Here is a 24761-nt window from a genome sequence, read left to right as displayed (position 1 = left end):
CCGGTGAGGCGCGCCACCGCGGTCGGGGCCGTCGTCCTGCTGCTGGGCGTCGGCGGCTGCGGGGCGCGCGTCGAGGTGCTCGGCATCCGGTTCGGCTCGGAGTGCCCGGTCGTGGCCCGGCCGATGTCGACGCTGGCCGTGACGGAGGAGGAGGCCACGGTCCACCTCTGGGTCTCGAACCAGTCGTTCGAGGAGCCCGACGTCGAGCTGCGGGTGAGCGTCGACGGGGAGGTCGTCGCGGAGCAGGTCTTCGACGTGTGCGGACAGCACATGTGGGTGCCGTTCCCCCTGGCCCTCGAGCCGGGGTGGCACGACCTCGTCGCCACCACTCCCGGTGGGCTGCGCGTCGAGGGTCGGGTCGAGGTGCCGGAGATGGTCGACCCGTCCGCGGTCCCGTGGGTCGTGGTGTCGCACTGGACGCAGGACTCGCCGCACGTCTCCGTCGACGTCGGCACGGGCCTCATCGGCTTCGCCTGACCCGTCGTTCGAGGTGAAACCCGACCACCTCAGGGTCGTTATTCACCTCGACCCGGCAGTCGTGTCGCGCGATTCGAGGTGAAATGCGACCGCGTCGGGGTGGTGTTTCACCTCGACCCGGTGACGGCGGCCGGGCGGTCGCACGCAAGACGCCCGCCGACCGCATTGCTGCAGGTCAACGGGCGTTCTCACGGTGCCCCCGGTAGGATTCGAACCTACGCTCCCGCCTCCGGAGGGCGGTGCTCTATCCCCTGAGCTACGGGGGCGGGCACGCGGCACGAACCAGTCGATTCGCAGCGCTCCGCGAGGCTAGCACCCTAGGCTGGCGCCCATGCAATCCGGGACCGAGGGGGCCGGTCCGGCGCCGCTCGTGCTGATCTGCGACGACGTCGAGCCGATCCGACGCCTGCTCCGGATCAACCTCGAGCTCGCGGGCTTCGAGGTCGACGAGGCCTCCGACGGGCATGCCGCCATGGCCCGGCTCATCGACCCCGACCGGCGCCGGCCCGACGTCATCGTCCTGGACTCGCAGATGAGGCCCTACGACGGCTGGTGGGCGATCGCCGCCATCCGCGGCCACCACGTCCTCGACGACGTCCCGGTGCTGCTCGTCACGGCCGCCGCGAGCGACCACGCGCGCTTCGAGGTCGACGAGGCCGGCTTCGACGGGATCGTCACCAAACCCTTCGACCCGGACGAGCTCGTCGAGGCCGTCTCACGACTCGCGGCCTCCGGCAGGGGCCCCCTGCGCCGTCCGTAGACTGGGGCGGGTGACCCCCGAACAGCTCTCGGTCGCCATCCGCGACGCCCTCCAGTCCGCCGTCGACGCCGGTGACCTCGCGGTCTCCGTGCCCGCGGAGGTCAGGGTCGAGCGTCCGCGCAACCGCGACCACGGGGACTGGTCCACGAACATCGCCCTCCAGCTGGCCAAGGGCGCCGGCATCGCGCCGCGCGACCTCGCGGGGACCCTGGCCACGCGCCTCGCCGCGGTCGAGGGCGTCAAGGCCGTCGACGTCGCGGGGCCGGGCTTCCTCAACATCACCCTGGAGGCCGCGAGCGCCGGCGAGCTCGCCCGCAGCGTCGTCGAGGCCGGGGCCGGGTACGGGCACGGCACCACCGAGGCGGGCCGCGTGGTCAACCTCGAGTTCATCTCGGCCAACCCCACCGGCCCGCTCCACATCGGCCACACCCGCTGGGCGGCCCTCGGCGACGCCATGCGCCGCCTCCTCGACGCCACCGGCGCCGACGTCACCGCCGAGTACTACATCAACGACGCCGGTGCGCAGATGGACAAGTTCGGCGCCTCGGTCCTCGCCCGCGCCGCGGGCAAGGACGCCCCCGAGGACGGCTACCCCGGCGAGTACGTCGTCGAGCGCGCCCAGGAGGTCCTGGCCCAGCGCCCCGACCTGCTCGACCTCCCGGAGGCCGAGGGGCTGGCCGTCGCCCGCGACCTGGGCTACGTGGCCCAGCTCGAGGCGATCCGCGCCACCCTCGACGCCCTCGGCGTGCAGTTCGACGTCTGGTTCTCCGAGCGCTCGCTGCACGACGGCGGCGCGGTCGGCCAGGCCGTCGACCGGCTGCGCGAGCAGGGCCACGTCTTCGACGACGGCGGAGCGGTCTGGCTGCGCACCACCGACTTCGGCGACGACCGCGACCGGGTGCTCATCCGCGCCAACGGCGAGCCCACCTACTTCGCCGCCGACGCCGCGTACTACCTGAGCAAGAAGGACCGCGGGTTCGACGAGAAGGTCTACCTCCTCGGCGCCGACCACCACGGCTACATCAACCGGCTCAAGGCCATCGCGGCCTGCGCGGGTGACGACCCCGAGCACAACATCGAGGTCAAGATCGGCCAGCTCGTCGCCATCGCCGGCCAGCGGATGGGCAAGCGGCTCGGCAACGCCATCTACCTCGACGACCTCGTCGAGTGGCTCGGCACCGACGCAGTGCGGTACTCCCTCGCGCGCTACCCGGCCGACAGCCCGCTCTCGCTCGACGGTGAGGAGCTGCGCAAGCAGACCAACGACAACCCGGTCTTCTACGTGCAGTACGCCCACGCCCGCACCGCGAACGTCGCGCGCCTCGCGGCCGAGGACGGCGTGCACCGGGCCGACGGCTTCGACGCCTCGCTGCTCTCCGACCCCACCGAGGCAGCCCTGCTCGCCGTCATCGGTGACTTCCCGCGGGTCGTCGCGCAGGCCGCGCACCTCCTCGAGCCGCACCGCGTCGCCCGCTACCTCGAGGAGCTCGCGACCCGGTTCCACAAGTGGTACGACACCTGCCGGGTCCGCCCGATGAACGCCGAGGAGGAGGTCACCGACCTCCACCGCAGCCGCCTGTGGCTCAACGACGCCACCCGCCAGGTGCTCGTCAACGGCCTGGACCTGCTCGGCGTCGGCGCCCCCGAGCGGATGTGACCCGGTGCGTTCGCACGAGGCCGGAGCCCTCCACGCCGAGGGCTACGGCGGACCCCCGCTCTACCTGCCGTACCCGACCGACGTCATGGAGCTGCTCCCGCAGCTCTGGGCGCGCTCCGTCGCGCGGGACGCCGAGGGACGACTGACCGTCGGCGGGGTCGACGTCGTCACCCTCGCGGCCGAGCACGGCACGGCGGCGTACGTCCTCGACGAGGACGACTTCCGTTCCCGCGCAGGGGAGTTCCGCGACACCTTCGGTTCGGCCTTCGCCGGCATCGCCGGTGCCGACGTGTACTACGCCGGCAAGGCGTTCCTCTGCACCGCCGTCGCCCGCTGGGTGATGGAGGAGGGGCTGCACCTCGACGTGTGCACCGGGGGAGAGCTCGCCGTCGCCAAGCGGGTCGGCTTCCCGGGGGCGCGAATCGGGTTCCACGGCAACAACAAGACCGTTGCCGAGATCCGTGACGCCCTGTCCTACGGCGTCGGGCGCATCGTCCTCGACTCGTTCCACGAGATCGAGCGCGTCGCGGCCGTCGCCGCCGAGCTCGGCGTCGTCGCGCCCGTGATGGTGCGCGTCACCGTCGGCGTCGAGGCGCACACCCACGAGTTCATCGCCACCGGGCACGAGGACCAGAAGTTCGGCTTCAGCCTCGTCGGTGGGGCGGCGGAGGAGGCGGTGCGCCGCGTCCTCGCCCGACCCGACGTCCTCGACCTGCGCGGCCTGCACAGCCACATCGGCAGCCAGATCTTCGACACCGGCGGCTTCGAGATGGCCGCGCACCGGCTGGTGGCGCTGCACGCCAAGGTCGCCGACGAGCACGGGTACCACTGCCCCGAGCTCGACCTCGGCGGCGGCTACGGCATCGCGTACACCTCGCAGCACACCCCGCTGCCCCCGTCGCTGCTCGCCGAGGAGATGGCGGGCATCGTCGAGCGCGAGCTCAAGGCCGTCGGCGACGGCGACGACCCGCACCTGCCGCGCATCTCCGTGGAGCCCGGCCGCGCCATCGTCGGCCCGAGCACCTTCACCCTCTACGAGGTCGGCACCGTCAAGGATGTCGAGGTCGGCGGCGGCGCGGTGCGCACCTACGTCTCGGTCGACGGCGGGATGAGCGACAACGCGCGCCCTGCGCTCTACGAGGCCGACTACTCCTGCACCCTGGCCAACCGGCGGTCCGAGGCCGCGCCGCGGCTGTCGCGCGTGGTCGGTCGGCACTGCGAGAGCGGCGACATCGTCGTCCTCGACGAGTACCTGCCGGCCGACGTCGAGCCGGGCGACCTCATCGCCGTCCCGGGCACGGGCGCCTACTGCCGCAGCCTGTCCAGCCAGTACAACCACACCCCCCGGCCACCGGTCGTCGCGGTCCGTGGAGGCGCCTCCCGCGTCCTCGTGCGCCGTGAGACCATCGAGGACCTCCTGGCCCTCGACGTGGCCGAGGCCTGACGCCCGCGACCGAGGAGAGAACCCCCACCATGGCGCACGAACCCGGTGCCCCCCTGCGCGTCGCACTGCTCGGCTGCGGTGTCGTGGGCTCCGCCGTCGCGACCCGCCTCGTCAGGAACGCCGACGACCTCGCCGCCCGGGTCGGCGCGCCGCTCGAGCTCGTGGGCATCGCCGTCCGCCGCCCGCAGCGGCCTCGCCCGGACGTCCCCGTCGACCCCTCGCTCTTCACCGCCGACGCCCACGAGCTGGTGACCCGCGCCGACATCGTCATCGAGGTGATCGGCGGCATCGACCCCGCCCGCGACCTCATCCTGCGCGCGATGGAGCACGGCGCCTCGGTGGTCTCGGCCAACAAGGCGCTGCTCGCGGAGGACGGCCCCACCCTCTACAAGGCCGCCGACGCCGCCGACGTCGACCTCTACTACGAGGCCGCGGTGGCCGGCGCCATCCCGATCCTGCGCCCCATCCGCGAGTCCCTGGCGGGCGACGAGGTGCGCAAGGTCCTCGGCATCGTCAACGGCACGACGAACTTCGTCCTCGACGCCATGGACACCACCGGCGCCGGCTTCGCCGAGACCGTCGAGCGCGCCCAGGCCCTCGGGTACGCCGAGGCCGACCCCACCGCCGACGTCGAGGGCTTCGACGCCGCCGCGAAGGCCGCCATCCTCGCCAGCCTCGCCTTCCACACCCGCGTGTCCTCCGCGGACGTCCACCGCGAGGGCATCACCGAGGTGAGCGCCGGTGACATCCAGGCCGCCAAGGAGATGGACGCGGTCGTCAAGCTCCTCGCCATCTGCGAACGGGTGACCGACGCCGAGGGCGGTCAGGCCGTCAGCGTGCGCGTGCACCCGGCGATGATCCCGAGGAGCCACCCGCTGGCCAGCGTGCGCGAGGCCTTCAACGCCGTCTTCGTCGAGGCCGAGGCCGCCGGCGAGCTGATGTTCTACGGCCGCGGGGCCGGCGGCGACCCCACCGCGAGCGCGGTGCTCGGCGACGTCGTCGCCGTCGCGCGCCACCGCGTCGCCGGGGGCCGCGGACCGGGGGAGTCGGCCTACGCCGACCTGCCCGTGGTCGACATGGGCCAGGCCCTGACGAGGTACCACATCAGCCTCGACGTCGCCGACCGCCCGGGTGTCCTCGCCCAGGTCGCCACGGCGTTCGCCGAGCACGGCGTCTCCATCGAGACGGTGCGCCAGCAGGTGGCACCGGGGGAGGGCGAGCGGGCCAAGCTCATCGTCGTCACCCACCGGGCCACCGACGCGGCCCTGTCGGCCACCGTCGACGCCCTGGCGGCCCTGGACTCCGTCGACGACGTCGCCTCCGTCCTGCGCGTGGAAGGAGCCTGACCGTGGCGCACCAGTGGCGCGGAGTCATCCGCGAGTACGCCGCCCGGCTGCCGATGCTCGAGGGCGCCCCCGTCGTCACCCTCCACGAGGGTGGCACCCCGCTCATCCCGTGCGAGGGCCTGTCCGAGACCACCGGGGCCAACGTCCTGGTGAAGTTCGAGGGCATGAACCCCACCGGGTCCTTCAAGGACCGCGGGATGACCACCGCGATCTCGGTCGCCAAGCGCAACGGCGCCCGCGCCGTCATCTGCGCGAGCACCGGCAACACGAGCGCCAGCGCGGCCGCGTACGCGACCAAGGCCGGGATGACGTGTGCCGTCCTCGTGCCCGACGGCAAGATCGCCATGGGCAAGCTGAGCCAGGCCGTCGCCCACGGCGCCACCCTGATCCAGGTCGAGGGCAACTTCGACGACTGCCTCACCGTCGCCCGCAAGCTCGCCGAGGCCTACCCCGTCGAGCTCGTCAACTCGGTCAACCCGGCGCGCATCGAGGGCCAGAAGACGGGGGCCTTCGAGGTCGTCGACGCGCTCGGTGACGCCCCCGACATCCACGTGCTGCCCGTCGGCAACGCCGGCAACATCACGGCGTACTGGCAGGGCTACACCGAGTACGCGCAGCCCACCGAGGGGCTCGGCGGCGAGGTGCTCGCCCCGGTCTCCACCCGCCGCCCGCAGATGTGGGGCTTCCAGGCCGCCGGCGCCGCGCCCATCGTCCTGGGTCACCCGGTCGACGAGCCCGAGACGGTGGCCACGGCCATCCGGATCGGCAACCCCGCGTCGTGGCGCCAGGCCGAGGCGGCGCGCGACGGGTCGGGCGGCCTCATCGACATGGTCACCGACGAGGAGATCCTCGACGCCCACCGGCTGCTGTCCTCCACCGAGGGCGTGTTCGTCGAGCCCGGCTCGGCGGCCTCCATCGCCGGCCTGATGAAGATGCACCGGGCCGGCCGGATCCCCGCCGACGCCACGGTCGTCTGCACGGTCACCGGTCACGGGCTCAAGGACCCGCAGTGGGCGCTGCGCACCGCCGACGGTTCCGACCTGCAGCCGGTGCGCGTGCCGGTCGACGCGTTCAGCGTGGCGACCGCGCTCGGCCTCGAGGGCTGACGTGGGGGAGGGCCAGCTGCGCCCCGGCGCGTCCGTCGAGGTCCGCGTGCCCGCGAGCAGCGCCAACCTCGGACCCGGGTTCGACTCCATCGGGTGCGCGCTCGGGGTCTGGGACACCTGTCGCGCCACCGTGACCGACGAGCCCGGTCTCACTGTCGTCGTGCGGGGTGAGGGCGAGGGCGTCGTCCCGCTCGACGCCTCGCACCTCGTCCACCGGGCGATGCAGGTGGCGTGGGGCGAGCTCGGCGTGACGCCGCCGGTGGGCCTGCGACTCGAGTGCGAGAACGCCGTGCCGCACGGTCGGGGGATGGGGTCGTCGGCCACGGCCATCGTCACGGGCGTCGTTGCGGCACAGGCACTTCACGACATCGCACGCGGTGAGGACGCGGAGCGCGTCGACCTCTCGTTCACCAACGACCTCGCCGCCCGGCTCGAGGGCCACCCCGACAACTCGTCGGCCAGCGTGCACGGCGGGGTCACCCTCTCGTGGTCCGACGACGAGCACGCGTCGACCACCACGGTCCACCTCCCGGTGCACCCCGACGTCGAGCCGGTGGTGCTCGCGCCCGAGGCCCAGCTGTCCACGGCGAAGGCGCGCTCGGTGCTGCCGCTCCAGGTCCGCCTCGCCGACGCGGCGGCGAACTCGGCCCGTGCGGCGCTGCTGGCGCACGCCATCGGCTCCGATCCCGACCACCTCCACGCGGCCACCCGCGAGTGGCTGCACCAGGAGGCGCGTCGTCCGTCGTACGCCGCCTCGATGGCGCTCGTCGACGCCCTGCGCGCCGACGGCCACGCCGCGGTCATCTCCGGCGCCGGTCCGTCGGTGCTCGTCCTCACCCGGCGCGGGAAGGTCGACGCGGTGCGCGCGCACGCCGGCCCCGGGTGGCGCGTCCTCACCCCCGGCATCCCCGCGCACGGGGCCACGCTGCGGGTGCTCGCGCGCGCCTGACCCCCGCTGACCTGCGGCGTGGCGATCGGCACCCCGCCCGGAGGGCCGGTGCTACTCTTGAGCCTGCGACCGCAGTCGATGCCGGGGTGAGTCCCGCTGCCTGCCGCGAGTCGCCCCCACGACCAGGGCCAGCCCCGCGATTCCTTCGGTGGCTGTGTGTCCGCGTGGGCACCCACATGATCGGCCGTATCGAGGCCATCCACGAGCGAGGGGAAGGATCCTTCGTGACAGACACCACCACTCTTGAGGCGACAGCCGGCTCGAGCAGCCCGCGCCGCTCCGGGGCGCTGACCGCCATGCGGTTGGCCGAGCTCCAGGGACTCGCTTCGAGCATGGGCATCAGCGGGACCGCCAAGATGCGCAAGGGCGACCTCGTCGCCGCCATCAAGGCCCGCCAGAACGGTGAGAGCGGCCCGGCCAGCGCCGGCGAGCAGCGCCACCGTGAGCCCGTCGCCACCGCCCGCGCCGAGCGTGCCGAGAGCACGACGCGCGAGCAGCAGCCGGCCCGCGAGCAGCGTGCCGACGACAGCCGGGGGGACCGCCAGGACCGCGACCGCGGGGAGCGCCAGGAGCGCACCGAGCGTCCCGAGGGCCGCGAGACCACCCGGGAGACCCGCCAGGACCGCGGCGAGCGCCAGGAGCGCTCCGACCGCCAGGACCGCGGCGACCGCCAGAACCAGCCTCAGGGCGGCCAGCAGACCCAGAACCGCGCCGGCACCAGCGCGCCGGCCGGCAACGGTGGCGCCAACGCCGCGGCGGCAGCCGCTGCTGACGACGAGGACCGCAGTGGTCGTCGCCGCCGCAACCGGGGACGCAACCGCGACAAGCGCCGCCCCCAGGACGGCGTGGCGGCACCGCAGCAGCAGGACTCCCTCGAGCAGCAGATCTTCGAGGACGACGTCCTCGTGCCGGTCGCGGGCATCCTCGACATCCTCGACAACTACGCGTTCGTGCGCACCACCGGCTACCTGCCGGGCAGCAGCGACATCTACGTGCCGCTGCAGATCGTCAAGCGCCACGGGCTGCGCAAGGGCGACGCCGTCACCGGGTCGATCAAGGCCACGCGTGAGGGCGAGGAGCCGCAGCAGCAGGCCGTGGGCGGGCGCAACAGCCGCGCCAAGTACACGCCGCTGGCTCGGCTCGACACCATCAACGGCCAGTCTCCCGACGAGGCGCGCACGCGTCCCGAGTTCGGCAAGCTGACCCCGCTCTACCCGCAGGACCGCCTGCGCCTGGAGACCGAGCAGAACCTCCTGACCACGCGGATCATCGACCTCGTCGCCCCCATCGGCAAGGGCCAGCGCGGCCTCATCGTCGCCCCGGCCAAGGCCGGCAAGACGATGGTCATGCAGGCGCTCGCCAACGCGATCACGACGAACAACCCCGAGTGCCACCTCATGGTCGTCCTCGTCGACGAGCGCCCCGAGGAGGTCACCGACATGCAGCGCGCCGTCAAGGGCGAGGTCATCTCCTCGACCTTCGACCGGCCCGCCGAGGACCACACGACGGTCGCCGAGCTCGCGATCGAGCGCGCCAAGCGCCTCGTGGAGATGGGCCACGACGTCGTCGTGCTCCTCGACTCGATCACCAAGCTCGGCCGCGCCTACAACCTGTCGGCGCCGGCCAGCGGACGCATCCTCTCCGGTGGCGTCGACTCGGCCGCGCTCTACCCGCCGAAGAAGTTCTTCGGTGCGGCGCGCAACATCGAGAACGGTGGCTCGCTCACCATCCTCGCGACCGCGCTCGTCGAGACCGGCTCGCGGATGGACGAGGTGATCTTCGAGGAGTTCAAGGGCACCGGAAACATGGAGCTCAAGCTCGACCGCCAGCTCGCGAACCGCCGCATCTTCCCCGCGGTCGACGTCAACAACTCGGGCACCCGCAAGGAGGAGATCCTCCTCGCGCCCGAGGAGCTGCGGATCATGTGGAAGCTGCGCCGCGTCCTCGCCGCGCTGGACTCCCAGCAGGGCATCGAGCTGCTCCTGGACCGACTGCGCAAGACGAAGACCAACTACGAGTTCCTCACGCAGGTCCAGCAGACCGCCACCATCAAGCTCGACGACGAGGACGCCTGACCGGCACCCCGTCCTCGGACACCCGACGCCCCGGCACGCACTGCGTGCCGGGGCGTCGTCGTGTCGGGGTGTGGGTGGGCGGCTCAGCGCTGCGGGCCGAGGGCGAGGCGGCGGCGCGTCTCGGCGCGCCCCTCGGGTGAGTCGGGCAGGTCCCACCACGACTCCACCCACCAGGTGGCGCCGGCGTCGGCCCAGGCGTCGACCGGCGGGCGGGTCTGCCCGAACGAGCCGTGGCTGTCGCCCTCGACGACGACGTCGTAGCCCTCCATCGACAGCCCCGCATCGGCGCGCAGGGTGCCGATCCGGTCGACGACCTCGCGCAGCCCGTCGTGGGTGAGCCGGGAGCCGGGGTCCTCGAGGGTGCCGCCGGCGATGGCCGGGAACACCCCGTTCCACCGGGCGGCGCGCTCCAGCGAGCGCTGGCGCGGACGCCCGGGGACGAGCATCCCCACGCACCACACGGGAGGGTGGGGGGTCTGGACCGGGGGAGGGGGCACCAGCTCGGTGACGGGGGCGGCGCTCCAGTGCTCGCCGGTGAACTCGAACGGCTGCCCGCCCATGAGCCCGGCGTAGACCGCCAGCCCCTCGTCGAGCTTGCGGGCGCGCGCGGCGCGGCCCTCGTCGGCCTCGAAGGCGAGCCAGTTGCCGTGCAGCGCGCCGAGCCCCACCCCGAGGGTGACCCGGCCACCGGACAGCCGGTCGACCGAGGCGACCTTCGACGCGAGGTCCCACGGACGGTGCCGTGAGGCCGGGGTGAGCAGGGTGCCCAGGCGGATCCGCTCGGTGGCCATGGCCGCGGCCCCGAGGGTGACCCAGGCGTCCTGCCCCCACACGGCCTCCCACGAGAAGACCTGCTCCCACCCCGCCTCCTCGGCGACGGCGGCGAGCTCGGTGAACTCGCGCTCGGTGGCGTACGGGATGACGGCTCCGAACCTCATCCTGCGACGGTAGTGCGCGCCCCCGACAGGGCGTCCCCGAGTCGCAGGGTCAGTGGTCGCGCCGGTGCGGTCGCCCTCGAACGGGACCCCCACCACGGAGTCGCCGGCCACGCCCACGAGCAGCCCGTCGGCGACGGCCCAGGCCCGATCGCCACCGACCCGTCCCCGGATCGTGAGGAATGCGCAGGGGGCCCTCGCCGTTTAGGTCACCGTGTGCCACCTCTGGCACACTTGACCGCTGGACCGGTTCACGGCATCCGACGCGTTTCCTGAGCGAGCTCCCCCACGAGGGCCGCAGGCGGGGCGCCATGGGTTTGCAGCACGGTGCTGAGCCCGCCGACCCGGACACATCCAAGGAGACACATCGTGAAGAAGGACATCCACCCCGAGTACGTGGAGACCACGGTCACCTGTACCTGTGGCAGCACGTTCACCACGCGCAGCACCGCGAAGAACGGCAGCATCCACGCTGACGTCTGCTCGCAGTGCCACCCGTTCTACACGGGCAAGCAGAAGATCCTCGACACCGGTGGCCGCGTGGCCCGCTTCGAGGCCCGCTACGGCAAGAAGGCCGCCAAGTAGCTTCTCCGACGCGCCGGTCCGACCCCTGATGGGCGGGCCGGCGCGTCGCGTTTCCCCGACGTCCCAGCCCACCACCACCCAGGAGCGACCGGTGCTCGAGTCCGCGCAGGCCCTCGTCGACGAGCACGCCGCCCTCGAGCGCCTCATGGCCGACCCGGAGGTCGCGTCGGACCCCGACCGCAGCCGCGAGGTCAACAAGCGCTACGCGGCGCTCGGACCCACGGTCGCGGCCCACGCCGCCTGGGTCCGCGCCCGCGACGACCTCGGCGCCGCGCGCGAGCTGGCTCGCGAGGACGCCGCCTTCGCCGAGGAGGTCCCGGCGCTGGAGGAGACCCTCGCCGCCGCCGAGGACCGGCTGCGCCGCCTGCTCATCCCGCGCGACCCCGACGACGACCGCGACGTCATCCTCGAGGTGAAGGCGGGGGAGGGCGGCGAGGAGTCGGCCCTCTTCGCCGGCGACCTCCTGCGGATGTACCTGCGGCACGCCGAGCGCCGCGGGTGGCGCACCGAGGTCCTCGACGCCACCGAGTCCGACCTCGGCGGGTACAAGGACGTCCGCGTCGCGGTGAAGTCGCGCAAGGCGGCGGTTCCCGGCGAGGCGCCGTGGGCGCGGCTGAAGTTCGAGGGCGGAGTGCACCGCGTGCAGCGGGTGCCGGTCACCGAGAGCCAGGGCCGCATCCACACCAGTGCGGCCGGGGTCTGGGTCATGCCCGAGGCCGAGGAGGTCGAGGTCACCATCGACCCCAACGACCTGCGCATCGACGTCTTCCGCTCCAGCGGCCCCGGCGGCCAGAGCGTCAACACCACCGACTCGGCCGTCCGCATCACCCACCTGCCCACCGGTCTCGTGGTCTCGTGCCAGAACGAGAAGAGCCAGCTGCAGAACCGCGAGGCCGCGCTGCGCGTGCTGCGGGCCCGCCTGCACCAGCTCGCGATGGACGAGCGGCACGCGGCCGACGCCACCGTGCGCAACAGCCAGGTCCGCACCGTCGACCGCTCCGAGCGGATCCGCACGTACAACTACCCCGAGAACCGGATCAGCGACCACCGCACCGGGTTCAAGGCCTACAACCTCGACGCCGTGCTCGACGGTGACCTCGACCCGATCGTCCAGTCGGCCGTCGACGCCGACGAGGCCGCCCGCCTCGCGGCGATCGCCGACCGATGAGCACCCCCGCCGCCACGGTCCACGAGGCGGTCACCCGGGCCCGGCTGGCGTTCGCCGACGCGGGCATCGCGTCGCCCGACACCGACGCGCTCGAGCTCGCCGCGTTCGCGCTGGGCCGTGACGCCGCCGACGTCCGCCGCGCGATGGTGCTGCGCGAGCCGGTCGACGCCGCCTTCAGCGCCCGCTTCGACGGGCTCGTCGAGGAGCGCGTGGCCCGGGTGCCGCTCCAGCACCTCACCGGGCGGGCCCACTTCCGCCGGCTCACCCTCGCCGTCGGTCCGGGAGTCTTCGTCCCGCGACCGGAGACGGAGGTCGTGGCGGGGCTGGCGATCGAGGCCGTTCGGGCCGCGGGGGAGGAGCCGCTCGTCGTCGACCTCTGCACCGGGTCGGGCGCCATCGCCCTCGCCCTCAAGGACGAGGTCCCCCTCGCCCGCGTCCTCGCCGTCGAGCTGTCCGACCTCGCGCACGGGTGGGCCGTGGCCAACCGCGACCGCACCGGTCTCGACGTCGACGTGCGCCTCGGCGACGCGACCACGGCGTTCGAGGACCTCGAGGGCGAGGTCGACGTCGTCGTGAGCAACCCGCCGTACATCCCCGACGGCGCCGTGCCGAACGATCCCGAGGTCCGCGACCACGACCCCGAGGTCGCGCTCTACGGCCGCTCCGCCGACGGCCTGGCCGTGCCGCTCGCGGTGGCCGCCCGCGCGGCCGTGCTCCTGCGAGAGGGTGGTGTGCTCGTCATGGAGCACGCCGACAGCCAGGGCGGGACCCTGCCGCGCGCGCTGCGGCTCACGGGGGCGTGGGACGACGTCGTCGACCACGCCGACCTCACGGGTCGGCCGCGCGCCACGGTGGCGCGGCGCTCGGGTGCTCCCGCGGGACCGGCCACGTCTCGACCGTGACCCGCGGCCGCGGTGTCTAGAGCCGCGGGAGGATGAACATCAGCAGGGCGATGATGAGCAGCACCCCGACGATGGTCCAGATCAGACCCGATCCACGCATGTGCACACCTCTTCGTGAGCCTCGGGGCCGGCCGGTCGGACGACCCGTCGCCCGAACCTAGGGCTTCGCGGCCCCGGTGAGCCCTCTGCGTGCACGCGGATCGGGAACCCTAGGCTGGGTCCCATGAGCCCCGTCTTCGACTGCACCACCGACCACGGGAGGGCCGACGCCATCCCGAAGGCGGCCACCGGGGTCCGCGAGGGCAGGCTCGTGGTCCTGCCCACCGACACCCTCTACGGCATCGGTGCCGACGCCTTCTCGCCCGAGGCCGTGCGCGCCCTCCTCGCCGCCAAGGGGCGCGGCAGCGACATGCCGCCGCCGGTCCTCGTGCCCGACACACGCACCATCGACGGCCTGGCCACCGAGGTGCCCGACTACGCGCGCGCCCTCGTCGAGGCGTTCTGGCCCGGCGCCCTCACCGTGGTCCTGCGCGCCCAGCCCTCGCTCATGTGGGACCTCGGCGACACCGGCGGCACGGTCGCCCTGCGCATGCCCGACGACGCGATCGCCCTCGAGCTGCTGCGCGAGGTCGGCCCGATGGCCGTGAGCAGCGCCAACCGCACCGGCCACCCCGCCTCGCGCACCGTCCTCGACGCCGCGAGCCAGCTGGGAGCCAGCGTGGAGTTCTACCTCGACGGCGGACCGGTCACCGGCGGCCTCGCGTCCACCATCGTCGACTGCACCCGCGACGAGCCCGTGTTCCTGCGGGTCGGGGCCATCTCGCAGCAGGACGTGCTGGACGTCGTCGAGCGCTCCCGCGCCGACGCCCTAGAGTTGGCGGGCGCCGAGCCCGCCGCGCCCCCCGAGCCGGTCGTGCCCGACGAGTCCCCGTCCACCGACGAGCGAGAGACCAGCGATGACTGACACCTTCTACGGTTCCGACTTCGGCGCCCTCGAGGCCTTCGACCCCGACATCGCCGGCGTGCTGGTGTCCGAGCTCGACCGCCTGCGCGGCGGCCTCCAGCTCATCGCCAGCGAGAACTTCTCCAGCCCGGAGGTCCTCACCGCGCTCGGCTCGACGCTGTCGAACAAGTACGCCGAGGGGTACCCCGGCCGGCGCTACTACGGCGGGTGCTCCGAGGTCGACAAGGCCGAGACGCTGGCCATCGAGCGGTGCAAGAGCCTGTTCCAGGCCGACCACGCGAACGTCCAGGCGCACTCGGGCGCGAGCGCCAACCAGGCGGTCTACGGCGCGTTCCTCAAGCCGGGCGAGACCATCCTCGCGATGAGCCTGCCGCACGGCGGCCACCTCACCCACGGCACGAAGATGTCGTTCTCGGGCAAGTGGTTCGACGCCGTGCACTACGGCGTCGACAAGGACACCGAGGACATCGACTACGACGAGGTCGAGCGACTGGCCAGGGAGCACCGCCCCAAGGTGATCCTCGCCGGCGGCTCCGCGATCCCGCGCCTCATCGACTTCGCCCGCTTCCGGGCCATCGCCGACGAGGTCGGGGCGGTCTTCTGGGTCGACGCCGCCCACTTCATCGGCCTCGTCGCCGGTGGGGCGATCCCCAGTCCGGTGCCCCACGCCGACGTCGTGTCGTTCACCACCCACAAGGTGCTGCGCGGACCCCGCTCGGGCGCCATCGTCTGCCGCGAGGAGCACGCGTCGGCCATCGACCGCGCGGTCTTCCCGATGATGCAGGGTGGCCCGCAGATGCACACGATCGCCGCGAAGGCCGTGAACTTCAAGGAGTGCGCGACCCCCGAGTACGCCGCGTACACCCGCCAGGTCGTCGCCAACGCCAAGGTGCTGGCCGAGTCGCTCGGCGAGAAGGGGATCCGCCCCACCACCGGCGGCACCGACACCCACCTCTCGCTCCACGACCTCCAGCCGGTCATGGTCACCGGGGCCGACGCCGAGGCCCGCGCCGACGCCGCCGGCATCACGCTGAACAAGAACGCCATCCCGTTCGACCCGCAGAAGCCGAACATCGCGTCCGGCATCCGCGTCGGCACGCCCTGCGTCACCACCCAGGGGATGGGTGAGGGCGAGATGCGCACCATCGCCGACCTCATCGCGCGCGCGGTCGTCGACGGCGACGCCGACCCCGAGCACGCGGTCTCGCGCGAGGTGCGCGCCCAGGTGACCGAGCTCGTCGGTCGCTTCCCGGCCTATCCCCGCACGGGTGCCCCGCTCGGCTGACGGCGGGGGACCCGTGAGCGAGCCCAGCCGACGCCGCCGCCTTCCCCTGCTCGGGCGGCTGAACGCGCGCGGCTTCCGGCTCGTCATGCTCCTCGACGCGCTGGCGGTGCTGCTCCTCGCCATCGTGACGATGGTGTGGCGCTTCGGCGACCCGCCGTGGCCCACCTACTCGCTGGGCGCGTACGCATTCTCCTTCTCGGTGTCGACGCTGATCTTCGTCGTCGTCTTCTACTTCGGCGGGCTCTACGAGCGCGAGCCGCGGCTCGGCGGCGACCGCGTCCTCGCCCGTGCCGCCCGGCTCTCGCTGGCGGCCGGCAGCGGCGTCGCGCTGCTCAACCTCGCCCTCACCGGGTTCGCGCAGCAGCGCGGCTCGCTGCTCGGCCGCGCCCTGCCGTTCCCCATCCTCAACCTCGTCTGGGTCATCGTCCTCGCGGCGGTCGCGGTCGCGATCAACCGGGCGGTCGTCCACGCGCTGCGGACCCGGCGCGAGGGCCCGCCGCGCGTCCTCGTCGCCGGTGACCAGTCCGACCTCGAGCTGGCCCGGCGCCACCTCGAGGTCGTCGGGGACGACGACTTCGTCGTCGTGGGCGAGGTCGACGACCCCCTCACCGTGGTCGAGGCCGCGCGCGAGCACCGCGCCACCGACGTCCTGCTGATGACGGGGGCCTGGCTCGAGGACTGGTACCCCCGCACCATCGGCCGGCTCGACCGCGGCGGCGTGACGATCCTGCTGCGGGTCACCGGGCGCGAGACCCTCTTCGGCCTCGACCGGCTGCGCGAGGTGGCCGGCCTGCCCTTCGTCCTGCTCCTGCCGCAGACGATGCCGAGCTCGCAGCGCCACTCCAAGCGGATCCTCGACATCGTCCTGCTCGTGGCGACCTTCCCCGTGTGGGCCCTGCTGCTCGGTGGCGTCGCGCTCTACCAGCTGGTCGCCGCGGGGCGGCCGCTGCTCTACCGGCAGACCCGCGTCGGCGTCGGCGGCGAGACCTTCGAGATGCGCAAGTTCCGCACCATGCGCGTGGACGCCGAGGCCGTGGGCGGTGCCCAGCTGTCGACGGCCGGGGACCCCCGCGTCATCCCGGCCTGCCGCTGGGTGCGCGCCACCCGGGCCGACGAGCTGCCCCAGATCCTCCACATCATCACCGGGCGGATGTCGGTGGTCGGGCCGCGCCCCGAGCGCCCCGAGCTCACCGTCGGGTTCGAGAAGGAGATCGCGGGGTACACCCGTCGGCACGAGGTGCCGCCGGGGCTCACCGGCCTGGCCCAGATCCACGGGCGGTACCACACCGACGCCGAGTACAAGCTGGGCTACGACCTGCAGTACCTCGTCAACTGGTCGCCCGTCCTCGACCTCGAGATCATCGCGCGGACCATCTGGGTCATCGTCACCCGCCGCGTCTGAGCAGCACCCGAACACCCCTCCGGCGGACGTCGTTTGGCCCCGTCGGAGCGCTTGTGATAACTTTCACAAGCACCGAGGAAGCCCGTCCGACCACGACTTTCCGAAGAGGCCGATCGCCGATGACCGACCACTCGTCGAGCACCGCACCGCACGCCGGTGCGCCGTTCGCCGCGATGCTGCGCGGGGCGCTGCTGCCCTCGGCGCTCGCGGGCTTGGCCACCGTCGTCGTCCTGGTCGTGCTGCGCGGGGGAGACGCCGTCGCCGGGGCCCTCATCGGGCTCGTCGTGTCGCTCGGCTTCTTCGCCTCCGGCCTGTTCCTGCTGAGCCGGCTGGTCCGCACGGCGAACCCGGCCGCCTTCTTCGCCGTGGCCATGGCCGTCTACCTCGGCCAGGTCATCGCCCTGCTCCTCGTCATCATGGCGTTCAAGGACGCCGACTGGGTCGACGGCCCCGCGCTCGGCATCGTCGCGTTCGTCGTGACGATCGTGTGGCAGGTCTTCGCGATGGTCGCGCTGCGCCGCGCCCGCATCCCCGTGTACGACCCGCCGAGCGACTCCGGGGGCACCCCGTGAGACGCCCGATGCCCGTCCAACCCGCCGTCGCGACGACCCGCAGGGGTCGGGTAGCGTACGTCCCGTTCCCACGGGTGCCCGTCGTGTGTGCCTGTGAAACCCCCGAGGAGAGGCTGTGAGCCCGAGCGTGGTTCCCGCACACTGGCTGCAGACCGGCGTCGCCGCCGCCGACGGTGAGGGCTTCGTCGCCCCGGGTCCCGAGAGCTTCTGGTGGCCCCTCATCGGCAGCGACACCAGCAACTGGACCCTCACCCGCCCGGCCTTCGTCGTCATCGTGTCGGTCGTCCTCATCGGCGCCTTCTTCATGACCGTCGCCGGCAGGCTGAGCGTGGTCCCCAGCAAGCGCCAGTGGATCGCCGAGCAGGCCTACGGCTTCGTGCGCAACAGCATCGCCCGCGACATCATCGGGGCCAAGGACTTCCGGCCGTTCGTGCCGCTGCTCATGACGCTGTTCACGATGATCCTGTTCAACAACGTCATGGGGATCTTCCCGCTCGTCCAGTTCCCCTCGATGAGCCGCATCGCCTTCCCGATCGTGCTGACGCTCGTCGTCTACGTCGTCTACCACACCGTCGCGATCCGCCGGAAGCACGGGGTGCTGGGCTACCTCAAGGCGCTCGTGCCCCCGGGCCTGCCGGTCTGGCTGCGGCCGATCATGTTCGTCCTGGAGTTCCTCACCTACTTCATCATCCGGCCGCTGACGCTCGCGCTGCGACTGTTCGGCAACATGCTCGCCGGCCACCTGATGCTCCTCGTGTTCATCCTCGGCGGCGAGTACCTGCTCCTGCACGGCAGCAACATCTTCATCAACATCTCGGGGATCCTCGGCCTGGGCTTCGGCGTGGTCATGACCTTCTTCGAGCTGCTGGTCCAGTTCCTCCAGGCCTTCATCTTCACGCTCCTCGCGGCGCTGTACATCAGCGACGCGGTGAGCGAGCACCACTGACCTCCGGTCCTCCACCGGACGCACGAACCGAAACACCACAGACGCCGGGACCCGCCCGGCGCCGTCGAAAGGAAATGCAATGAAGGGTGACATCACCTACCTCGGCTACGGCCTTGCTGCCATCGGCCCCGGTATCGGTGTCGGTCTGATCTTCGCCGCGTACATCAACGGGGTGGCCCGCCAGCCCGAGGCCCGCGGCATGCTCCAGACCATCGCCTTCACCGGCATGGCGCTCACCGAGGCGCTCGCGATCCTGGGTCTCGTCTTCGTCTTCGTCTTCGCAGGCTGACGACTCCACCCGAGAACGCACATCCCCAGTTCGACCGACAGATAAGGAAGCGACGTGGTCCTCGCATCCGTCCAGGCCTCTGAGGAAGTGGGCTGGCCCGACGCCCTGCCCCTCCTGCCGCACCCGGCCGAGATCATCATCGGCGCCATCGCCTTCGGCATCCTCTACTGGATCTTCTCCACGAAGGTCGTCCCGAGGATGGAGGCGATGTACGAGGAGCGTGCCGCTGCCATCGAGGGCGGCATGAGGCAGGCCGAGGAGGCCCAGGCCGAGGCGCGTGCCGCGCTGGAGAAGTACAACGCCCAGCTCGCCGAGGCGCGCACCGAGGCCAACGAGCTGCGCGAGTCCGCTCGCGAGCAGGGCGCCTCGATCGTCGCGGAGATGCGCAGCCAGGCCCAGGCCGAGGCTGCCCGCATCACCGAGGCGGCCAAGCGCCAGGTCGAGGCCGAGCGCCAGCAGGCGGTCGTCCAGCTGCGCCAGGAGGTCGGGGCCCTGTCCACGGCCCTGGCGAGCAAGATCGTCGGGGAGTCGCTGGAGGACGAGGTCCGCCAGAACGGCATCGTCGACCGCTTCCTCGCCGAGCTCGAGGCCGGCGACGTCAAGCCCGAGAAGGTCGCCCCCGCGGGTCAGGGCGCCTGATGCGTGGTTCGTCACGGGGTGCCGCCACGGCGGTCCAGGCCGCCTTCGACGAGGCCCTGGCCAAGGGCACCGGCGTCACCCTCGCCGAGGAGCTCTTCGCGGTGTCGGCCGTCATCGACGGCAGCGCCTCGCTGCGTCGGGCGCTCGCCGACCCCTCGCGCGACAAGGCCGACAAGCAGGGCCTGGCGCGCTCGCTCTTCGGGGGCAAGGTCGGTGAGACCACCACCGGCCTGGTCGCGGAGGTGGCCGGCCAGCGCTGGTCCGCCGAGCGCGACCTCGGCGACACCATCGAGAGCCTCGCCGTGCAGACGCTGCTCGCGTCGGCCGAGCGCGAGGGGCGCATCGACCGCGTCGAGGACGAGCTGTTCCGGTTCGAGCGGATCGTCGCCGGTGACCCCGGTCTGCGCGACACGCTCTCCAGCCGCAACACCGACGCCTCCGGCAAGGTCGCGCTCGTCCACGGCCTGCTCGAGGGCAAGGCCGCGCCGGAGACGGTGCGCCTGGCCGAGCAGGCAGTGCGCGCTCCGCGCGGCCGCCGGTTCGACCGGGCGATGGAGGCCTACCTCGCGCTGGCGTCCACCCGCCGCGACGAGCTCACCGCGCTCGTCACCGTGGCCGCGCCGCTCTCCGAGCAGCAGTCCGCGCGGCTGCGCTCGGCGCTCGAGTCGCACTACGGCAAGTCCGTGAGCCTGCAGGTCGTCCTGGCGCCCGACGTCATGGGCGGCATCCGCGTGCAGGTCGGCGACGAGGTCGTCGACGGCACCGTCCTGCGCCGTCTCGACGAGGCCCGCCGCCACGTGACCGGCAGCTGACCGCACCGCCAGCAGAACCGACAAGACGCACCACCCACCACAGACTTCGGCCCCACAGGGGGCCGGTGACCGAGGAGAAGATCAGATCATGACGGAGCTCTCGATCCGTCCGGAGGAGATCCGGGACGCCCTGGACAGCTACGTCCGGTCCTACGAGCCCGGGACGGCCTCGCGCGAAGAGGTCGGCCGCGTCACGGACGCCGGCGACGGCATCGCGCACGTCGAGGGCCTGCCCTCGGCGATGACCAACGAGCTGCTGCTGTTCGAGGACGGCACCCGTGGCCTCGCGCTGAACCTCGACGTCCACGAGATCGGTGTCGTCATCCTCGGCGAGTTCTCGGGCATCGAGGAGGGCCAGGAGGTCAAGCGCACCGGAGAGGTCCTCTCGGTCCCCGTCGGCGACAAGTTCCTCGGTCGCGTCGTCAACCCGCTCGGCGTGCCGATCGACGGCCTCGGCGACATCGAGGCCGAGGGTCGCCGCGCCCTCGAGCTCCAGGCGCCCACCGTCGTCCAGCGCAAGTCGGTGCACGAGCCGCTGCAGACCGGCCTGAAGGCCGTCGACGCCATGACCCCCATCGGTCGCGGCCAGCGCCAGCTCATCATCGGTGACCGCCAGACCGGCAAGACCACGGTCGCGGTCGACACGATCATCAACCAGAAGGAGTTCTGGGAGACCGGCGACCCCGACAAGCAGGTGCGCTGCATCTACGTCGCCATCGGCCAGAAGGGCTCCACGATCGCGGCCGTCCGCGGCACCCTCGAGGACGCCGGCGCGATGGAGTACACGACCATCGTCGCGGCCCCCGCCTCCGACTCCGCGGGCTTCAAGTACCTCGCGCCCTACACCGGCTCGGCCATCGGCCAGCACTGGATGTACCAGGGCAAGCACGTCCTCATCGTCTTCGACGACCTGAGCAAGCAGGCCGAGGCCTACCGCGCCGTGTCGCTGCTGCTGCGCCGCCCGCCGGGCCGCGAGGCGTACCCCGGTGACGTCTTCTACCTCCACAGCCGGCTGCTCGAGCGCTGCGCGAAGCTCAGCGACGAGCTGGGCCACGGTTCGATGACCGGACTGCCGATCATCGAGACCAAGGCGGGCGACGTCTCGGCGTACATCCCGACCAACGTCATCTCCATCACCGACGGCCAGATCTACCTCCAGGCCGACCTGTTCAACTCCAACGTCCGCCCGGCCATCGACGTCGGTGTCTCGGTGTCGCGTGTCGGTGGTGCCGCGCAGATCAAGGCGATGAAGTCGGTCGCCGGCCGCCTCAAGCTCGACCTCGCGCAGTACCGCGCCCTCGAGGCGTTCGCGATGTTCGCGTCCGACCTCGACCCGGCGTCGCGCGCCCAGCTCGCGAAGGGCGCCCGCCTCGTCGAGCTGCTCAAGCAGCGCCAGGCCTCGCCGTTCCCGGTCGAGGAGCAGGTCGTCTCGATCTGGCTCGGCACCACGGGCAAGCTCGACAGCGTCGCCGTCGAGGACGTCCGCCGCTTCGAGGCCGAGTTCCTCGACCACCTGCGTCGCACCAAGAACGACCTCCTCGCGGCGATCCGCGAGACGGGGAAGTTCGAGGAGGAGACCGAGCAGGCGCTCGAGGGCGAGGTCGAGACCTTCAAGTCCAAGCTCTTCGAGGGCTCGGGCGCCGAGACGGTGCCCCACAAGGACGAGGCCGAGGACGCCGCGCTCGCGCAGGAGTCCGAGCAGGAGCAGATCGTCAAGCAGAAGCGCTGACCCGGGCGGCCGGGTGCGGCGACGCACCCGGCCACCGGCCAGCCCTCGGCACGAACTGACACGAACCAGGAAGGCGGAAACGTATGGGAGCGCAGATCCGGGAGTACCGGCAGCGCATCCGGGCCGTCAGCTCGACGAAGAAGATCACCCGGGCGATGGAGCTCATGGCGGCGGCTCGCGTCGTCAGGGCCCAGCAGGCCGTGCGTGAGTCGAGCCCCTACGCCCGCGCGCTCACCCGCGCGGTGTCGGCGGTGGCCACCTTCTCCAACGAGGACCACCCGCTGACGACGGAGAAGACCGACGTCACGCGTGCGGCGGTCGTCGTCATCACCTCCGACCGCGGCCTCGCCGGCGCGTACAGCAGCTCGGTGCTCAAGGAGTCCGAGCGGCTCGTCGCCGCACTGCGCGAGGAGGGCAAGGAGGTCGTGCCCTACCTGCTCGGTCGCAAGGCGGTCGGCTTCTACAAGTTCCGCCAGCGCGAGTACGCGGCCGAGTGGACCAGCAACTCCGAGAAGCCCGCGTTCGAGACCGCCCGTGAGGTGGGGGAGCGGCTCGTCGCCGACTTCACCACGCCCACCGAGGAGGGTGGCGTCGACGAGGTCCACGTCGTGTTCACCCGCTTCGTCACGATGGTGACGCAGGAGCCCGAGGTCATCCGGCTGCTCCCGCTCGAGGTCGTCGAGGGCACCGAGGCGCCCGACGCCGACGACCTGCTCCCGCTGTACGCCTTCGAGCCCAGCGCCGAGAAGGTCCTCGACGCCCTGCTGCCGAAGTACGTCAACGCACGCCTGTTCAACTGCATGCTCCAGGCCGCCGCGTCCGAGCTCGCCGCTCGACAGCGCGCGATGAAGTCGGCGACCGACAACGCCGAGGAGCTCATCAAGAAGTACACCCGGCTGGTCAACCAGGCCCGCCAGGCGGAGATCACCCAAGAGATCAGCGAAATCGTCGGTGGCGCCAGCGCCCTGGCCGAGAGCAAGTGAGTGAGAGAGAGACCATGACTGCCACTGTCACCGAGAAGAGCGAGCCCAAGGCCGGCGGCGTCGGCCGGATCTCGCGCATCATCGGCCCGGTCGTCGACGTCGAGTTCCCCGTCGACGGCATGCCCGAGCAGTACAACCTGCTGACCACCGAGGTCGAGCTCCTGGGCGAGAAGAAGAACCTCAACCTCGAGGTCGCCCAGCACATCGGCGACAACATGGTCCGCGCCATCTCCCTCCAGCCGACCGACGGCCTCGTGCGCGGGACCCCGGTGCAGGACACCGGTGGCCCGATCACCGTGCCCGTCGGCGACGTCACGCTGGGCAAGGTCTTCAACACCACCGGTGAGGTCATGAACCTCGCCGAGGGCGAGACCTTCGAGGCCACCGAGCGCTGGGGCATCCACCGCACCGCGCCGGCCTTCGACCAGCTCGAGTCCAAGACCCAGATGTTCGAGACCGGCATCAAGGTCATCGACCTGCTCACCCCGTACGTCCAGGGCGGCAAGATCGGCCTGTTCGGCGGTGCGGGCGTCGGCAAGACCGTCCTCATCCAGGAGATGATCGCCCGCGTCGCGCGCGACCACGGTGGTGTGTCGGTGTTCGCCGGTGTCGGCGAGCGCACTCGTGAGGGCAACGACCTCATGGTCGAGATGGAGGAGGCGGGCGTCCTCGGGCAGACCGCGCTCGTCTTCGGCCAGATGGACGAGCCGCCGGGCACGCGTCTGCGCGTCGCCCTCTCGGCGCTGACGATGGCGGAGTACTTCCGCGACGTCCAGGGCCAGGACGTGCTCCTCTTCATCGACAACATCTTCCGCTTCACCCAGGCCGGCTCCGAGGTCTCCACGCTGCTCGGCCGCATGCCCTCCGCGGTGGGCTACCAGCCGACCCTCGCCGACGAGATGGGTGTGCTCCAGGAGCGCATCACCTCCACGCGCGGTCACTCGATCACCTCGATGCAGGCGATCTACGTGCCGGCCGACGACTACACCGACCCGGCCCCGGCCACGACGTTCGCCCACCTGGACGCCACGACCGAGCTCTCGCGCGAGATCGCCTCGCTGGGTATCTACCCCGCGGTCGACCCGCTGACCTCGACCAGCCGCATCCTCGACCGCCGGTACATCACCGAGGAGCACTACACCACCGCGGTGCGCGTCAAGCAGATCCTCCAGCGCAACAAGGAGCTGCAGGACATCATCGCGATCCTCGGTATCGACGAGCTGTCCGAGGAGGACAAGATCCTCGTCAACCGCGCCCGTCGCATCCAGCGCTTCCTGTCGCAGAACACCTACGTCGCGAAGCAGTTCACCGGCATCGAGGGCTCCACGGTCCCGCTGTCCGACACCATCGAGGCCTTCACGAAGATCTGCGACGGCGACTACGACCACGTCGGTGAGCAGGCCTTCTTCATGTGCGGTGGCCTCGACGACGTCGAGCGCCAGTGGGCCGAGATCCAGAAGAACCTCTGATGGCGCTTCAGGTCGAGCTCGTCGCCGCGGACCGCAAGGTCTGGGAGGGCGAGGCCACCCAGGTCAGCGCCCGCTCTATCGACGGTGACCTCGGCATCCTCCCCGGCCACACCCCGATCCTCTGCGTGCTCGCGGAGGGCGAGGTGCGGGTCAACACGGGTGGGTCGTGGCACTCGGCCACGGTCGACGGAGGGTTCCTCTCGGTCGACCACGACCGGGTGACGATCGTCGCCGAGAGCGTCGACGCCAGCAACATGGGTTCCTGAG

24 protein-coding genes and 1 tRNA gene are annotated in these 24761 nt (G+C 72.0%); 23 read left to right on the top strand and 2 right to left on the bottom strand.

Annotated elements, in window-relative coordinates; genetic code table 11:
- Window positions 1-3: 3 nt before the first annotated feature.
- Window positions 4-477 (top strand): hypothetical protein, encoded by a 474-nt coding sequence (locus tag ACFLFB_RS14035; protein WP_392542799.1) that lies wholly within the window; start codon window positions 4-6, stop codon window positions 475-477.
- A 194-nt stretch (window positions 478-671) separates the two neighbouring features.
- On the opposite strand, the gene ACFLFB_RS14030 is transcribed toward ACFLFB_RS14035, so the two are convergent.
- Window positions 672-743: transfer RNA gene (locus ACFLFB_RS14030), tRNA-Arg, on the bottom strand.
- Between the two features lie 65 nt (window positions 744-808).
- Between ACFLFB_RS14030 and ACFLFB_RS14025 the strand changes: the two genes are divergently transcribed.
- From ACFLFB_RS14025 to rho, 7 genes are all read left to right on the top strand, one after another.
- Window positions 809-1237, top strand: a complete 429-nt coding sequence (locus ACFLFB_RS14025) for a response regulator (protein WP_392542798.1) — start codon at window positions 809-811, stop codon at window positions 1235-1237.
- 10 nt (window positions 1238-1247) lie between these two features.
- The gene (argS, locus tag ACFLFB_RS14020; RefSeq protein WP_392542797.1) at window positions 1248-2894 is read left to right on the top strand and encodes an arginine--tRNA ligase; all 1647 of its coding nucleotides are present in this window, start codon (window positions 1248-1250) and stop codon (window positions 2892-2894) included.
- 4 nt (window positions 2895-2898) lie between these two features.
- Entirely contained in the window at window positions 2899-4338 is a 1440-nt protein-coding gene (gene lysA, locus ACFLFB_RS14015; protein WP_392542796.1) for a diaminopimelate decarboxylase, read from the top strand.
- Window positions 4339-4367: 29 nt separating this feature from the next.
- Window positions 4368-5684: a homoserine dehydrogenase gene (locus ACFLFB_RS14010; RefSeq protein WP_392542795.1), complete on the top strand. Its 1317-nt coding sequence runs from the start codon at window positions 4368-4370 to the stop codon at window positions 5682-5684.
- Between the two features lie 2 nt (window positions 5685-5686).
- Window positions 5687-6790 carry a threonine synthase gene (thrC, locus tag ACFLFB_RS14005; protein WP_392542794.1) on the top strand — a complete coding sequence of 368 codons (1104 nt, stop codon included), beginning with the start codon at window positions 5687-5689 and terminating at the stop codon, window positions 6788-6790.
- A gap of 1 nt (window position 6791) precedes the next feature.
- Complete coding sequence (gene thrB, locus ACFLFB_RS14000) at window positions 6792-7739, top strand: homoserine kinase (RefSeq protein ID WP_392542793.1); 948 nt, start codon at window positions 6792-6794, stop codon at window positions 7737-7739.
- Between the two features lie 296 nt (window positions 7740-8035).
- A complete protein-coding gene (gene rho / locus ACFLFB_RS13995; RefSeq protein ID WP_392545427.1) occupies window positions 8036-9814 on the top strand; it encodes a transcription termination factor Rho in 1779 nt (592 codons plus the stop codon).
- 83 nt (window positions 9815-9897) lie between these two features.
- Here the strand turns inward: rho and ACFLFB_RS13990 are convergent, their stop codons facing one another.
- Window positions 9898-10752, bottom strand: a complete 855-nt coding sequence (locus tag ACFLFB_RS13990; protein WP_392542792.1) for an LLM class flavin-dependent oxidoreductase — start codon at window positions 10750-10752, stop codon at window positions 9898-9900.
- A gap of 366 nt (window positions 10753-11118) precedes the next feature.
- Between ACFLFB_RS13990 and rpmE the strand changes: the two genes are divergently transcribed.
- From rpmE to ACFLFB_RS13915, 15 genes are all read left to right on the top strand, one after another.
- A complete protein-coding gene (gene rpmE, locus ACFLFB_RS13985) occupies window positions 11119-11334 on the top strand; it encodes a 50S ribosomal protein L31 (protein ID WP_392542791.1) in 216 nt (71 codons plus the stop codon).
- 91 nt (window positions 11335-11425) lie between these two features.
- Window positions 11426-12502, top strand: a complete 1077-nt coding sequence (gene prfA / locus ACFLFB_RS13980; protein ID WP_392542790.1) for a peptide chain release factor 1 — start codon at window positions 11426-11428, stop codon at window positions 12500-12502.
- Window positions 12499-13404, top strand: coding sequence for a peptide chain release factor N(5)-glutamine methyltransferase (prmC, locus tag ACFLFB_RS13975; protein WP_392542789.1), 906 nt, complete (start codon window positions 12499-12501; stop codon window positions 13402-13404). The genes prfA and prmC overlap by 4 nt, the downstream gene beginning before the upstream one ends.
- Before the next feature lie 223 nt (window positions 13405-13627).
- Window positions 13628-14368: an L-threonylcarbamoyladenylate synthase gene (locus ACFLFB_RS13970; protein WP_392542788.1), complete on the top strand. Its 741-nt coding sequence runs from the start codon at window positions 13628-13630 to the stop codon at window positions 14366-14368.
- Window positions 14361-15653: a serine hydroxymethyltransferase gene (gene glyA / locus ACFLFB_RS13965; protein ID WP_392542787.1), complete on the top strand. Its 1293-nt coding sequence runs from the start codon at window positions 14361-14363 to the stop codon at window positions 15651-15653. Before ACFLFB_RS13970 ends, glyA begins: the two co-directional genes overlap by 8 nt.
- 13 nt (window positions 15654-15666) lie before the next feature.
- On the top strand, window positions 15667-17055 hold the full coding sequence (locus tag ACFLFB_RS13960; protein ID WP_392542786.1) for a sugar transferase: 1389 nt from the start codon (window positions 15667-15669) through the stop codon (window positions 17053-17055).
- Between the two features lie 119 nt (window positions 17056-17174).
- On the top strand, window positions 17175-17627 hold the full coding sequence (locus ACFLFB_RS13955; protein ID WP_392542785.1) for a hypothetical protein: 453 nt from the start codon (window positions 17175-17177) through the stop codon (window positions 17625-17627).
- 127 nt (window positions 17628-17754) lie between these two features.
- Window positions 17755-18573 (top strand): F0F1 ATP synthase subunit A, encoded by an 819-nt coding sequence (gene atpB, locus ACFLFB_RS13950; RefSeq protein WP_392542784.1) that lies wholly within the window; start codon window positions 17755-17757, stop codon window positions 18571-18573.
- Window positions 18574-18652: 79 nt separating this feature from the next.
- Window positions 18653-18862 (top strand): ATP synthase F0 subunit C, encoded by a 210-nt coding sequence (atpE, locus tag ACFLFB_RS13945; protein ID WP_392542783.1) that lies wholly within the window; start codon window positions 18653-18655, stop codon window positions 18860-18862.
- 54 nt (window positions 18863-18916) lie between these two features.
- Window positions 18917-19501, top strand: coding sequence for a F0F1 ATP synthase subunit B (locus ACFLFB_RS13940; RefSeq protein WP_392542782.1), 585 nt, complete (start codon window positions 18917-18919; stop codon window positions 19499-19501).
- Complete coding sequence (locus tag ACFLFB_RS13935; RefSeq protein ID WP_392542781.1) at window positions 19501-20313, top strand: F0F1 ATP synthase subunit delta; 813 nt, start codon at window positions 19501-19503, stop codon at window positions 20311-20313. Before ACFLFB_RS13940 ends, ACFLFB_RS13935 begins: the two co-directional genes overlap by 1 nt.
- A gap of 88 nt (window positions 20314-20401) precedes the next feature.
- On the top strand, window positions 20402-22042 hold the full coding sequence (gene atpA / locus ACFLFB_RS13930; protein ID WP_392542780.1) for a F0F1 ATP synthase subunit alpha: 1641 nt from the start codon (window positions 20402-20404) through the stop codon (window positions 22040-22042).
- A gap of 83 nt (window positions 22043-22125) precedes the next feature.
- Window positions 22126-23025, top strand: coding sequence for a F0F1 ATP synthase subunit gamma (locus ACFLFB_RS13925; protein ID WP_392542779.1), 900 nt, complete (start codon window positions 22126-22128; stop codon window positions 23023-23025).
- Between the two features lie 14 nt (window positions 23026-23039).
- Window positions 23040-24494: a F0F1 ATP synthase subunit beta gene (atpD, locus tag ACFLFB_RS13920; protein WP_392542778.1), complete on the top strand. Its 1455-nt coding sequence runs from the start codon at window positions 23040-23042 to the stop codon at window positions 24492-24494.
- Complete coding sequence (locus tag ACFLFB_RS13915; protein WP_392545426.1) at window positions 24491-24760, top strand: F0F1 ATP synthase subunit epsilon; 270 nt, start codon at window positions 24491-24493, stop codon at window positions 24758-24760. Before atpD ends, ACFLFB_RS13915 begins: the two co-directional genes overlap by 4 nt.
- Window position 24761: the final 1 nt, after the last annotated feature.

This window comes from Oryzobacter telluris (genome assembly GCF_043099285.1).
Lineage (GTDB): Bacteria > Actinomycetota > Actinomycetes > Actinomycetales > Dermatophilaceae > Oryzobacter > Oryzobacter telluris.
Note: the sequence above shows the minus strand (reverse complement) of the source record. Positions and strands in the feature narration are given on the sequence as shown.